Consider the following 13654-nt stretch of genomic DNA (forward strand, 5'->3'; position numbering starts at 1 on the left):
TTGTTAAGTAAAACGTTCAAAGCGTATTTCAGCTCTGCATCCACGTTGTTCTCTATTGGCTAGGTTAAATTGCCAACCATAACGCTGACAGAAATCGTCCACGATGAGTAAACCTAGCCCGTGTCCATCACGGTTAGGTGTTTCTATCATCCCCTCTCCTTCATCCTCCACCAACAATATTGAATCAGAGAGAGTGACGGTAACCGAACCGTTATTCGTCGCTGCAATGGCATTACGTACCAAGTTACCCAAAATCATATTAACCACGGCGCTAGAGGCTTTTATCATCGGCTCTGATTCAACAACTAACTTAAGCTCCAAATCTTTACTCGACGCTTGAACTGAATTTTGCTCAATGACCGTTTTAAGTTCTCGCTCAGTTAAAGCTCGTACGTCGGCCTCATCCTGTTCCTTTTCATACCGAACTAAACTTAAAAGGGCGTCAATCATTGTCCCCATCTGGTAGCTGGCATTACCTATTCGTTCAACCTGCTTATGTTGAAAATCACTTGGTTGGCTTTTTGTTAGCAGCCCATTAGCGCCTCTAATAATCGTTAAAGGCGTTCTCAGCTCGTGGCTTGCATAGCGTGAAAAGGCTTGTTCTCGTTTAATCAAAGAATGAATATCGGTACGGTACTTGTTAAGTCTATTCGTCAATGTTTGGAATTCAATGGCTGCATTTCCACCAATTTCAAACGGTTGCTGAGCATCACCAGACAGCTCACCTAATTGATTAGCAAGGCTATTCACTGGCTCTATCAAACGTTGAGAAAGACGATACAGTAACGCACCAAACATAAACATAAGCGCAGCAACGAAACCAATAACAAGACTGGTTGAATAAATCAGCTCATCAAGCCCAAACTCTACTCTGTCTATCTGGGTTAACAGCACAATTGGTATTTTTTGACCTTCAAACCAGTAATGCCCAACAAAAAGCATCTGTGATAGAGGGTCTAACGTGTCGCCAATTTCCCCGACAAAGCTCTCTTTTCCTTTAGCGAACTCACGATAAGGCTCAGGAAGTAAACTTAAGTCATTATAGGCTGTAGTAAGTGCGTCAATACGCAATCTACCGCTCTCTCCTGCAACATAGCGTTGAACGGCTTCATCACGGTCAATCAAAATACGTCGCTCACCAACTCTATCTTCAGACCACTGAAGTGCAGCAATAAAAACTAGAAACGTAACGACACCCACAACGGTGGAAACCAAGGTAAAAAAGAGTGCTAATCGGCTCGTCAGTGACTTTGTATTGGTAAAAAATCGGTCGACCATTACTGCTCCTCTAGGCGGAAGCCTATTTTGGGTACGGTAATGAGCATTGGCGTAGGAAAAGGCTTATCAAGCTGGTTACGTAACTGGTAAATATGGCTTCTTAATACATCGTTATTTGGCTCATTTTCTTGCCATAGCTTCTCTGCTATTTCTTCACGGCTTACCACATCGGGAGCCTTATTACACAGTAATTCCAGAATGGTGTAAGTCGTGGGGTTTAACGCTAGTGGCTTATCTTGTCGGTACGCTTGCCTCTTCTTTTGATCAATTCTTATTTGGCCGAATTGTACGCTAGCGCTGGCGACTTCTCCCTTATAACGCCTCACTAAAGCCTTCATTCTGGCTTCTAGAATTTCAAGATCAAATGGCTTAGTCAGGTAGTCATCCGCACCATGCTGAAAGCCATTCAGCATATCGTCTCTGTTATCTAGTGCCGTCAGCATTAACACGGGCGTATTATTACCCGCTTCTCTCAGCTTATTACAAACCGTTAATCCATCCATTCTTGGTAGCATCAGATCAAGTAATATCACGTCAAAGCGCCCTTCCAATGCCAGTTGCAATCCAAGCTCACCATTGTCTGCATAATCAAGGTCCATTCCGAGATACTCAAAGTAATCAAACAAAATCCCCGCCACCTCGCGGTTATCTTCCACCAGTAGAATTTTTTTCATGGTTATTTTGCCCTATCGTTCGTCGTCACTATGAATACCCAAATGACCTAGATTCTGAATACGGTTTGAAGCTGCACTCTCTATATAACGCATAAGCATCCAGATCGGATGTGAAAAAAACGTGGATGACATAGTTTTCACATGCCTATTGATATAACGCTCATACATTGCCAGAGCCGATTTGATTGACGCCACTGGCCCAGTTAACCCGAATAAGGCAAATCGTATGAGCCCGATATCACTCGTTACTCACCAGCCGAAACCGCCCGTTACCCTGTCTATCATTGTACCTTATTATAATGAGCGAGAAGTATTAGGTGAATTCCACGCTCGTTTAAATAAGGTCTTAGACTCGATAGAAGAGTCTTGCGAAATAGTTTATATCGACGATGGCAGTACCGACGACAGTAATTGCCTCGTTGATATACTACCGATTACTTCTAGCAACGTTGTGAACATCTGTTTAAGCCGAAACTTTGGAAAGGAGTACGCAGTAACTGCGGGGCTCGAGCACAGTAAAGGCCTCGCGGTTATCTTGCTTGATGCCGACTTACAAGACCCACCTGAATTGATTCCAAGCATGCTAAAGGCGTGGCGTAAGGGGTTCGACGTTGTCAACATGCAGCGTAGAAATCGACACGGTGAAAGTTGGTTCAAACAATTCTCAGCATCGACATTTTATCGCCTTCTAAATCTGTTAGTTAAAAGTGACATACCCGAAAACGTTGGTGACTTTCGTCTATTAAGCCGTGAAGTCGTCGATCATATTTGTAGCCTGACCGAATCCAATCGTTATATGAAAGGCATCTTCGCATGGCCGGGGTTTCGTCAAACAACCCTACCGTTTGACCGAGATGCTCGCTATTGCGGTGAGACAAAGTGGAACTACCTCAAGCTGCTTGGTTTAGCCGTCGACGGTATCACCTCCTTCTCTATTCGCCCCCTTCGCTTAGCGACTATCGTAGGTGGGCTTATTGCATTCGCTGCCTTTGTATTCGGTTTAATCATCATTTCAAAAACTTTGCTGTTTGGTGAGTTGGTATCAGGCTACCCATCCATGATGGTCGTTCAATTGGCATTGGGGGGGATTCAACTATTAAGTATTGGCGTATTGGGTGAATACATCGGTCGAATATTCATTGAAGTTAAAAACCGACCGCTCTACCTCATTCAATCCGTGGTCGAACGCTCCGGACAAAACAAAAACCGTTCGATGGAGAAAAGAGCATGAGGCTTAATCACGTCTACCTATGGGCCATATTAATCTCTGTTCTTCTAATACGTTTGCTCTCTCTAGGAGCCTATCCATTAATGGATACCACGGAAGCGCGTTACGGAGAAATGGCAAGGTTAATGGTCGAAACGGATAATTGGCTTACCCCACAATTTGATTACGGTGTGCCCTTTTGGGGCAAGCCTCCCCTATTTACTTGGATGAGCGCCACGGGTATTGAACTGTTTGGCATAAATGAATTCGCAGTCCGTGCTCCACATTGGTTCGCGGGTCTCGTAGTGATTGGTTTAATGGCTTTTCTCGCTAGAAAGTCTGGATACAGTGCACTTGTCACAGCTTTAGTCATTTCAACATGCGCTGTATTTGCCGTTTCTGCTGGTGCAGTAATGACCGATATGGCACTGACCTTGGGTATGACCATTGCGATGCTTGGTCTCTACTTCTGCTGGCGTGGTAACAAAACATGGGGTTATGTCGGCTTTGTCGGCTTAGCTATTAGCTTGCTTGCTAAAGGGCCTTTGATCATCGTACTAGTCGGCCTAGCGGTTGCGCCTTGGCTCATTTTTCAGCATGGCTTTTTGGGCGCGTTTAAAGAGCTTTGGTCTCGCTTTCCTATCATTACCGGCTCACTACTGATGCTCGTTATCTCTGCTCCTTGGTATCTGTTAGCAGAGCAAGCTACACCCGGTTTCTTGAACTATTTTCTTGTTGGCGAGCACTTTAATCGTTTTATTGTCAGTGGCTGGGAAGGTGATCTGTACGGCAGCGCTCACGATGAACCAAGAGGCATGATTTGGCTGTTTTTCCTCTATGCAGCCCTTCCGTGGTCAATCGTTTTACCTATTCTTGTTTGGAAAAAAAGATATCAAATCAAATCTCTTTCGACGGAAAGCCATGGGCTGCTGAGTTTTCTCGCACTGTGGATGTTGTCTCCGTTACTGCTTTTCACGTTATCGGGAAACATACTACCCGCGTATGTTCTACCAGGCATTCCCGCGTTGGGTTTATTAATCACCATATTGACGAAAGGCACTGACCATCACAAAAAGTGGTTTCGACTCTCTGCTGCGATTATGCCGTTGATACTGATTGCTGCCGTTGTTTACATCCACCTGTTTGTTGCAGATAAACGCAGCGACAAAGGTATTTTCACTCACGCCGATCACACGCTACCCACATTCTATTTAGGCAAGCGTCCTTTTTCTGGGCAATTTTACAGCCAAGGCCAAGCAAAGCTTCTGAAAGATGGTCACGATCTCAAAACTGACGTTCCATTTCAATTAGTTGGAGAGAAGTCCGCTATTGAAGATCTTGGCGAGGAGAGGCAACTTACCTGCGTCGTCAATTATACCGCGCAAAGCGAACGAACCTTGTACACGTGCAAAGCAAAATGAACCAGCACAAAGCATTGTTCAAATTTGCACTGATAGGCAGCATCGGCTTTATTGCCGATGCTGTACTCTTTTCAATGGCGCTTTACTTGTGCGAACTCGATGTCTATTTATCTCGCGTTATCGCCTTTTTCGGCGCTGCTTGCGTTACGTGGTTTGGGAATCGTTGTTATACATTCGTCCATTCGAATAAGCAGCCTAAATTTCTGCAATGGGCCAAGTTTATAGGCTCTGCGTCAATGTCAGCTATTCCCAATTTCATTACGTTTAGAAGTGTTCTTAATGTATTAGGTGAAGGTACAATTACAGTTTACATCGCGTTAGTTATGGGCGTGCTTGTTGGGATGCTGAGCAACTTTATGTTGAGTGAACGTTGGGTATTTAAAACAAAACCGTTGTAGTAGCACGCTAAAACTGAGTCAGCGCAGAACTGGCTGACTCGATAGTTCAAAGGCAGAGGCAAATTTAGTCATTCATTCGCCATAGCTAAAAGCTAAGCCAATTTTATCTAAACAAATGAAAGACCTAACCGTATCAGTTTTATTAGCTCTATTGTGCACTAATGGGCTTTAGTTCATTTTAGATATGGCGTGTTGATCAATAATGAACGCGATTGATTCGTCATTTAAGCAAGATTTACTAACATATTGGCGCTGTTTACCCATATGAAGGATAAACCCTAAATCGGTTTGTTGAAGTTGGTCAATCTCACTCCAGGCGATACTACGTGCATTTTTACCGCTTTTATAACTCACACCGTCAAATCCAAGCTGAAATATCACTTTGCTGCCTGCTCTCCTACTGAATTTTTGTCGCCATAGCCACCAGGCTCTTTTGTAATAAAGACTGAGCGCCTCAATAACACTCAAAACGATAAAGAACCAACCAACATAACTATTGGGTAATAGCTCCAATAGTATTAAAACCGAACCAAAAAGGAAAAAAATCACTCCTTTTAAATAGGCTTTTGGAAAGGTAACAGGAAGGCTAGTTTGATCATAACACTCTGCAAAAAAGGTCTTGTCGAGGGTGTACTCTGTGGTGAATTCGAAATCTTTAGACATAGGTGGCTGCTTTAACGTTTTCGGTAAATGATCCATGTTGCGGTATCGCAAATTGATCATTGTATAGCTTCTCGGTGCATTTCTTTAGCTGTTTTTCTCTTCTTTTGTAAATCAATGATACCGACAAGGTTTACACATAACCACTAAAACAGGGCTCTCAAATACGGATGGATACCTTCGATATTAGAGGATATCGTACTTAGAAATTGGGTTCAGGTTTCCTTATCGATATAACTCCAAATCCCCGACCACTATTATTTTTTAATTTTTATTCATTAAAGCTAATAATAACATCACGGCCCCTATTAAGAACATAGTCTCCAGCCATTAAACATAGCCAAAAAAAATAAGCAACTATTAACGCTATCTAAAATAATAAATACAGTTTTCACTCAATTAAAGCGTGTGAAAAAACTTTTACTAAAGATAATTTAATAAAACGTCAACTCACCATGTAATTAAACTCAATAAGGGTAAAGGCCAAACGTTCAATAACTCTATTTAAAGGTCAACGAAAACTTGGGATAATCGCCGGTATCCCTGGTAGAAGACCAACCAACGCCATCACACCACTTAGTACAATAAACATAATACCAGGCAACACCCAGCGGCTCATTTTACTAAGTTCACCGCTACGTTCTTTACAGCCTACTAAGCCTAAGTTATCTAACAGCATGGTAAGAGACCAGCCAAATGCAGGGTTAACTAGCGCAGACGAAAATACAACAATCGCTGCCGATTGTGTAGTTTTCCCTTCACGCGTCATCTCCATTCCAGCTTCTAGCAGTGGGATAAAGACACCAACAACCAAAGCGACACAAAGTACAGGTTGCCATATCGCTAAATCCATTGGGTATCCCCAAACCGCAGCTATAATACAGAACAGAGCCGTCAGCAGAGCGCCTGCAGGAATAGGACGTTTAGCAATAGCCGCCGGTACGATATAAGTACCCCATGAAGAAGTAAAATTCGCACCACCGAGTAGAGAACCGAACGTTTGACGAATTGATGCCGTGGTCATGGTATCGTCAATGTTCATATGTACTTTTTCTGTACGCTCTGGATAGCTGATTTTTTGAAACACTTTATGCCCTAAAAAATCTGGCGACCACATAGCCACAGCGAGAATAGCAAAGGGCAATACCACCATGAAATGTTCAATCGTAGGTAAGCCTATCATCCAGCCTGTATCTTCCCCCCACCAATACATTGGATTCATATTTGGCAAGCCGGGCTCGGTTTGAAAAGAAAACGGGGCACCCATAGCAAAAGCCAAAGTACCACCCAGCAAGCAACTAAGAGGTACTGCTAACCAACGCTTACCAAAATGTTCCAGTAAGGCATATAAAATAATAGTGCAAAAGATCACGACAAAAGCAATATGACTCATACCTATTCCCTCAGCCCAAGCGAATAGATTTTTAACTTGAGAAGCCGTTCCAACAAAGCCAAGGTAGAGCAATAAACCGCCACACACACCTTTACTAGTGAGGTTTGCCAACATACTTCCCCCCTTACTGATGGCTAATATCAGGCCAAAAGCACCGATCAGTAACCCAAATGCCATAGGATGGCCGCCTGCTGCAACGACAATCGGAATTAAAGGGATGAGTGGGCCGTGTGTGCCTGCTAGGTTTGCGGTCGGCAATAAAAATCCAGAGAAAAGAATGATGAAAATAGAGGCTATGAGTAATTCATAACGCACATTTTCTAAAATGAAGCCTTCATTTAGCCCTAGAGCCCCGGCAAAGGTTGCTGCAATGGCTCCCACCATAACAACCTTACCAATGGTAGCCGCCATAGCGGGAATGGTATCTTCTAGCTCAAATCGATAATCTTTAAACGGTAAATTGGGACGCCAGCGTTTAGGCGCCATGATTTGTAATTCGTTCTCTAAATATTGTTCTCGGGAACCAAATTCCGACCTTGGTTTATGTTGTTGTTCATACGTGAGTTCATCCTCATTGACTTGAGAATTTTCTGTTCGTATATCTGCGGACTCTAAAGTACTACTCATTTTGATTCCTTTCGTTCACACTCTAAGGTGTGTTATTCCAACAAACATTATTTACTCACGACACGAAGGTTTAGCGGAGTCGTTATCTATATATTCTCTACTGCAAAGAACGAGATGATCCTATATTATTTATAAGTTATAATTACTATTAATAACCTTAATAGCTACTATTATGTAAAAATAAGCCATCAACCCATCACTAATAATAACCATTAGAATTCAGTCACTAATACTCTATACCAACCTTTAAAAAACAAACAGCTGTTAATAATTAGACATTAGTCGTACAGGCCAGAGACTAGTATGAGAAACTGCAGACGATATTTATCACTTCATTAACAACTATTCATTTCAAGAATAATAAAGTAACGCTCTAAAAAGACTGCACGCTTGCATGAAGGCATTACAAAAATAACTAGGCTAATGGATAGGCGACTACAACCATCCTACTACTCACCAAGGGAATAAACGATATGTATATCCAGCCTAGCCAGCACACTATATTTGTGTGCAACTAAGCAATAATAGCCATGATAGTTCCGATTTCAGATAATCAGTGCGACTCTAATAAAAAAGGCGTAGAACAAGAAGCCAACTGTTGAAAATGGGCTAAGTAGGCCCTAGAGCCATCATAACTAAATAGATTAGGTAAAATTAATAAGCTCGACTAAGTGAATCAAGAGGTGGTTTTATACTCAGGACAAGTGCCGGGCACATTTGAGCTAGCTATGTCGACTAACTCGAATATGGACAAAAGTTTGCCAGCGCTTTTGCTAATTTAGAGAGCTATCAATAAACACAGGTATTGCTCAGTGATTTGTGGAAAACTAGCGCTAGCTAGAAGGCTTGATTTTTGTGCGCATTACGAGATTCACGCCCGCTAATTGACAAGACTAGCAATTAGACTACGCTTTAAGAACTGGTAGAACATCATCAGTGGTTAAATGAACAAGTTTCAACGTAAACCGTAACACTGTAAAAGAAAGAAATAGTATGTACATTATAGAAAAATAGAAAAGCCACTTTTTTACATTTAGTGGCTTTTTTTCTGCCATAAAAAGACCATCTCAGTTCTTCTTAAATTTATATCGTAACGCCCAGAAGTATAACCTCCGCTCTTAAGATTGTGTTTAGTAAGCATTGCTAAATTGCATTGAATTTAGATAAGTTTTGTTTGGAGAAACATACATTAATAGTATGGTAATGAGCATTTACTCTACCATAGAGTGGGGGATTTTCGTGTTTCATGCCCCATCAGCACACCTCTGGACAAAAATGAGTTTCAAATTGGCCTAGTGAATGTCCGGAAATGGAACCGAATTACCGTCTTTAGAAACTAAATCTCTACTACGTTCTTTCCCTGATAATGATAGAATCTCCACATCAGAATTATCGAGAAACTCTATGTTTATCCATCATGTTAACGGCATCGACTGGCTGGTGATTACAGCTTTTGAAGAGCTGAAAACAATGTTCATCGAAGACGCCAGTACGATCCCCCGTTGCTTCTCTACCGCTAGCGAATTGAGCCTGATTGATCAAGCCAAGCGTACTTATGGATATTTGCCTGCACTCAGCGGCGTAATCACTGATACCGGAACTTTTCAAAGCGAGGATAATGAAGAAGATTTGAACCCACAGCTTGCCTGCTTAGTTGAAGGGCGCGGTCGTGTTTTTATCTATCACGGCGGCTTTGTGGCTTTTGTGGATGACGAGCAAACCTTTATTACCCGATTGGACTGAAAATCATTCAGTAAGTTGAAATCGGCGAATTGGCATCCCTAGCCGTTCATCCGCAAGCGTTGCGCTTATTAACGGGGCAGCTTTGAGCTAGCTAGGCTAAATAGCGCAACCCAATGGCTGGAATTTCACATTGTGGATATTACTGCTGGTAATTGTGCAAAACGTAATCCCCTCACGATTTTTACTGCCTTGAATAACAATTTCGCCGTCACTATCCCATACGGTACATTGTCCCGCAGCATCCCATCCACCAGTTTCTCCGACAAAATTTGATAACAGTACTGGCACATTAAGCTTATTCGCAATGCTTGATAGCAAACCACTATCATTTGAGAAGCCACTTTTTGAAATCAAGGCACTTACAAGATATGCATCTACATTTGACGCTTTAGCATCATTGTAATGGCGAGGATCTGTAAAATCAGCACAAACAGCGAGTGAGAACTTTACTTGATCAATGCTAAAGCAGTAATTTTCATTGCCTGCTACGCAGTATTCATTTTCTCCTTGATGAAGATACTGCTTTTGATAGTAATCAACATCTCCGTTAGGATGTAAAATAACTGCGCCTATATAAGGCTTTGCTTGCCCACTTATTAAAGGGCATCCAGCTATAATCGTTAAACCATTTGTAACCGCTGTGTTGGAAAGCGAGTCGATTAGTGGTGAGGATTGATTTATAGCTAGTTCCGCCAATAGTTCTGGTTCATAACCAGTCAATGACAACTCAGGGAACATGATTATTTTTGCGCCCAAGCATACTGCACTTGTACATAGCTTATTGTGCGCTTCAATATTCTCTGAGATATTTCCTCTCACTGCTCCGTATTGAGCTAAAGCCACCCTTACATCACTCATTATTTAACTTATACCAAAACAGTAAAAACAAAGAATCATACTATCATGCGCACAAGGTCATACATAAGAAAACTAGGGCCTATTCCAAGCCTAAAATAAGCTCAATTACCGCTCCTCTGGCACACAACGAGGTAAGTGGCTAGTTAGTATGGTGGGCGCATAGGCTCAAGAAACATGAGGTCCTCCTTGAACCCAACGCTTTAATCAAAGATCAATCGGTCTACGCTTTTTGGTACTGGATGAATGGAGCTAATTTAAACTCATTGGGTAGATTCTCAATCTTCAAGCTAGGTATCACTTCATGTTGTGGTACATAGGTCCATAAATAATCAAACCCGACTTGCTTGACTTCATTTCTATCTAGCAAAATCACAACCTGACTGATTTCAGCTAGACGTATAGCCATATAGCATAGACCGCATGGTTCACCAGAAGCGAACAAGGTTGAACCAGCCAGAGAAGTACGCCCTAACCTTTCACTAGCCGCTCTAATCGCTTGTATTTCAGCATGAGCCGTACAATCATTTAGCTCATTAACTTGATTTACCCCCTCCGCTATACAGTCCCCCTGCTGATTAACAATGACTGATGAAAAAGGTAGGCCGCCTTTTTCGACTTGCTGCTGAGCGAGCACAACCGTCTGTTTAGCAAAATAGGTGATTTTCATTGTATCTAACATGTTTTAAGCCCCCACATCTCGTTTTCGGCTAACTTAGACGCAAGTTCATCGGCTTTAAATTCTGCCATTTGCAATGATTTTTCATGCCTATTACCAGAAAACTCCTGATACTCGGATGCTATTTCGTAAATCTCAGCCGCACCTAAATATTTACTCAAAGTGCGTAAATGCGGCACCAAATGACTAGATGTTTCGTTTACTCCGCCTTTTTCGAAGCCAAACTCACCACTTGATGTAACTATGACTAAAATCTTACCTGACAAGAGAGGCGATAAGGGCTGATCACCACGCGCCAAATCAAAATCAAACGTTTTATTGATACGTACGATTTGATCAAACCAAGCCTTTAATTGCGCTGGCATTCCGTAATTATACATAGGCGACGAAATGACGATGATATTCGCTTTTTCGACCTCAGCAATAAGCTCATCTGACTGCGCCAAAATCTGTTGCTGCTGCTCTGTTTTTTCTAGCTCTGGTGTAAACACCGCGCCTATCCAGTCTTGGGTAATAAACTGAGGAGGATTTACTCCGACGTCACGATAGATGTACTCATCTATCTCAGCTTGCTCTTTAAACTGTGTTATAAACCTTTTTGCTAGATTTTTTGAAATAGAGTCGTGTTGTGGGTTTGCATTCTCGATTGCTCTAACACTAGAGTCTACATGTAGAATAATACTCATCTTAGGTGCCTTTTCTTGTTTAACCTGTCTACCATTTTTGTATTTCATTGGGTAAATCACAAACGAGTAAAATGCATTTACAGATGAGTAAAAGTCATCTAATTTTGATATTCATTGAATAGAAGGTTAGCAATCATGCAAGTATCATTACCTGCGCTTAAGGCATTTGAATCGGCTGCCAGACTAGGCAGTTTTAAGGCCGCTTCAGCTGAGTTATCCATTTCCCCAACAGCGGTATCTCATCACATAAATAAGCTTGAGCAGAGACTCAACGTTACTTTATTCACACGTACCGCGAGAAAAGTGACGCTTACTGAACTTGGTAAAGAACTCGCCGCCGCTACCAGCCATGGATTTCAATCTATTGAAACGGCAATCGAAAAAATCACGACAAAAGATAAACAAATCAATGTAACAACTACATCGTCATTCGCTGCTTTGGTTTTAATCCCCGCTCTTCAAGAGTTTTATACGCAATATCCCGAGATTCAGGTGAATATTACAAGTGGTGAAAGCATTGATGCTAATAACTTCACCTTGCCCATCCGGCTCGGGGAAGCGGACAAACAATCAAGCAGGGATATTGTCAAACTCGAAGAGTTTAATCTATTTTGCACAGCCCATGCTGCTGCTCAGTTCCACCAGACTGAGCAAATAACTATTTACACCACTGATTGGAAAAACAACAGCTTACCCAACGTGCCATTGCGTTCATGGTTGGAACTCAACGGCTTACTAAATAAACAAATTCAAATTAAACATTTCGATCAGGAGTTATTTGGTATACAGCAAGCTTTATTAGAAAACGCTTATGTGTTTTGTTCAAGAACGCTCACGCAAGGCTATTTAAAGGCAGGTGTATTAACTGAATTGAACACCCTAGTCATCGGCTCTCAGCTTTGTTATTACATAGCTAACAAAGAAAAGCGCCTTTCTCGACATAATTTTAAGTTCACAGAATGGCTAGAAGAGTTGCTTAAGGAGGGAGGAATAGCCAGTAATAAAGACATAGCCAGCTAGGCTCCTATAAACCTGGCTGTATTGATTAGAAAAAAGGGGGCTCAATATGACCACTCGCCCAATCGACGAGGCTCATAATGGAGTAAACCTATGTCAGGTAGTCGCGCCGAGCTTATCGATAACAAAATCCAGAAATACTCTTACTCTCTCAGGTTGATAGTCTCCCCCACGAAATAGAGCACTTAAGGGAAATCTCAGCGGTTTAAAACCGACATCGAGCTTTTTCAGCAGGCCATTTTTTACATACTGTGCGGCGATAATATCTGGTTGATAGCTTACTCCAACGCCGGATAGTGTTAATTGTCGGAGCAGCCTTGGACTATTACTTTTAAATACACCTCGTACCGCGATATTGGCACTATCCACCCTCTGGTCTAGAGAACGAGCCACAGGCCATCGTGCCGTAGGGTGCAAGTTGCTATCAATGAGACAGGGGACGCAATCAAGTTCAAGACCCTGCTGGTACTGTTTCGCTAGCGCAGGAGCAGCATACACAGAGCTTTGAAGAGACATAATCTTACGTTGGTTCAAGCTTGAGTCATTGAGTTCACTTGCTCGAAAGGCGATGTCGATACCCTGCTCTACTAAATCGAGTTTTTGATTGGTGACTATCATATCGATCTGAATATCTGGATAACGAGTATGAAACTCTGGAATCAACGGACTTAATAACTCTTCGGCAAAGCCCTGTGAAGCCGTCACACGTAGCGGCCCAGATATGACTTTATTACTTGAATGGAGTTGATTGTAGAGTTTGTCGACTTGTAACAAAACCTGTTGTGCTTGCAAGTAATATTGCCGTCCAGCTTGTTCTACTGACAACTTGCGAGTAGTTCGATTAAACAGTTTAACTCCGAGCTGCTTCTCAACTTGATTAACGTATTTTGAGGCCAGAGACTTTGATATGCCTAAACGCTCGGAAGCAGCAGTAAATGATCCAGTTTCTACCACCGCGACAACTGTTCTCATTCCATCGATAGTGTCCATTAATTGTCAACATATTGAAGATTATC

Annotated in this window: 13 protein-coding genes; 5 read left to right on the forward strand and 8 right to left on the reverse strand. The window is 42.1% G+C overall.

Translation table 11 applies throughout. From position 1 onward, the window contains the following. Nucleotides 1-3 precede the first annotated feature (3 nt). Nucleotides 4-1278 carry a sensor histidine kinase gene (locus L4C54_RS03110; protein ID WP_428807053.1) on the reverse strand — a complete coding sequence of 425 codons (1275 nt, stop codon included), beginning with the start codon at nt 1276-1278 and terminating at the stop codon, nt 4-6. Next, entirely contained in the window at nt 1278-1952 is a 675-nt protein-coding gene (locus L4C54_RS03115) for a response regulator transcription factor (protein ID WP_428807054.1), read from the reverse strand. Before L4C54_RS03115 ends, L4C54_RS03110 begins: the two co-directional genes overlap by 1 nt. Before the next feature lie 226 nt (nt 1953-2178). On the opposite strand from L4C54_RS03115, the gene L4C54_RS03120 reads away from it, so the two are divergent. The 3 genes from L4C54_RS03120 to L4C54_RS03130 are packed head-to-tail and all read left to right on the forward strand — an operon-like array spanning nt 2179 to nt 4978. Beyond that, nucleotides 2179-3183, forward strand: coding sequence for a glycosyltransferase family 2 protein (locus L4C54_RS03120; protein ID WP_428807055.1), 1005 nt, complete (start codon nt 2179-2181; stop codon nt 3181-3183). Next, nucleotides 3180-4580: an ArnT family glycosyltransferase gene (locus tag L4C54_RS03125; protein ID WP_428807056.1), complete on the forward strand. Its 1401-nt coding sequence runs from the start codon at nt 3180-3182 to the stop codon at nt 4578-4580. Before L4C54_RS03120 ends, L4C54_RS03125 begins: the two co-directional genes overlap by 4 nt. Continuing rightward, nucleotides 4577-4978, forward strand: coding sequence for a GtrA family protein (locus L4C54_RS03130; RefSeq protein WP_428807057.1), 402 nt, complete (start codon nt 4577-4579; stop codon nt 4976-4978). The genes L4C54_RS03125 and L4C54_RS03130 overlap by 4 nt, the downstream gene beginning before the upstream one ends. Nucleotides 4979-5146: 168 nt before the next feature. Here L4C54_RS03130 and L4C54_RS03135 read toward each other — a convergent pair whose 3' ends face one another. Together L4C54_RS03135 and L4C54_RS03140 are read right to left on the reverse strand one after the other, a co-directional pair. After that, nucleotides 5147-5641: a YcxB family protein gene (locus tag L4C54_RS03135; protein ID WP_428807058.1), complete on the reverse strand. Its 495-nt coding sequence runs from the start codon at nt 5639-5641 to the stop codon at nt 5147-5149. A 508-nt stretch (nt 5642-6149) separates the two neighbouring features. Further along, nucleotides 6150-7658, reverse strand: coding sequence for a DUF3360 domain-containing protein (locus L4C54_RS03140; protein ID WP_428801552.1), 1509 nt, complete (start codon nt 7656-7658; stop codon nt 6150-6152). 1404 nt (nt 7659-9062) lie between these two features. Between L4C54_RS03140 and L4C54_RS03145 the strand changes: the two genes are divergently transcribed. Further along, nucleotides 9063-9401 carry a cytosolic protein gene (locus L4C54_RS03145; protein ID WP_428807393.1) on the forward strand — a complete coding sequence of 113 codons (339 nt, stop codon included), beginning with the start codon at nt 9063-9065 and terminating at the stop codon, nt 9399-9401. A 96-nt stretch (nt 9402-9497) separates the two neighbouring features. Here L4C54_RS03145 and L4C54_RS03150 read toward each other — a convergent pair whose 3' ends face one another. From L4C54_RS03150 to L4C54_RS03160, 3 genes are all read right to left on the reverse strand, one after another. Further along, on the reverse strand, nt 9498-10259 hold the full coding sequence (locus tag L4C54_RS03150; protein WP_428801542.1) for a carbon-nitrogen hydrolase family protein: 762 nt from the start codon (nt 10257-10259) through the stop codon (nt 9498-9500). 220 nt (nt 10260-10479) lie between these two features. Then, a complete protein-coding gene (locus L4C54_RS03155; protein ID WP_428807059.1) occupies nt 10480-10938 on the reverse strand; it encodes a nucleoside deaminase in 459 nt (152 codons plus the stop codon). Further along, nucleotides 10932-11621 (reverse strand): FMN-dependent NADH-azoreductase, encoded by a 690-nt coding sequence (locus tag L4C54_RS03160; RefSeq protein WP_428807060.1) that lies wholly within the window; start codon nt 11619-11621, stop codon nt 10932-10934. The genes L4C54_RS03155 and L4C54_RS03160 overlap by 7 nt, the downstream gene beginning before the upstream one ends. A gap of 135 nt (nt 11622-11756) precedes the next feature. On the opposite strand from L4C54_RS03160, the gene L4C54_RS03165 reads away from it, so the two are divergent. Further along, nucleotides 11757-12641, forward strand: a complete 885-nt coding sequence (locus L4C54_RS03165) for a LysR family transcriptional regulator (RefSeq protein WP_428807061.1) — start codon at nt 11757-11759, stop codon at nt 12639-12641. A gap of 93 nt (nt 12642-12734) precedes the next feature. On the opposite strand, the gene L4C54_RS03170 is transcribed toward L4C54_RS03165, so the two are convergent. Further along, entirely contained in the window at nt 12735-13628 is an 894-nt protein-coding gene (locus L4C54_RS03170; RefSeq protein WP_428807062.1) for a LysR family transcriptional regulator, read from the reverse strand. Nucleotides 13629-13654: the final 26 nt, after the last annotated feature.

This window comes from Vibrio lamellibrachiae (genome assembly GCF_050337265.1).
GTDB lineage: Bacteria > Pseudomonadota > Gammaproteobacteria > Enterobacterales > Vibrionaceae > Vibrio > Vibrio kyushuensis.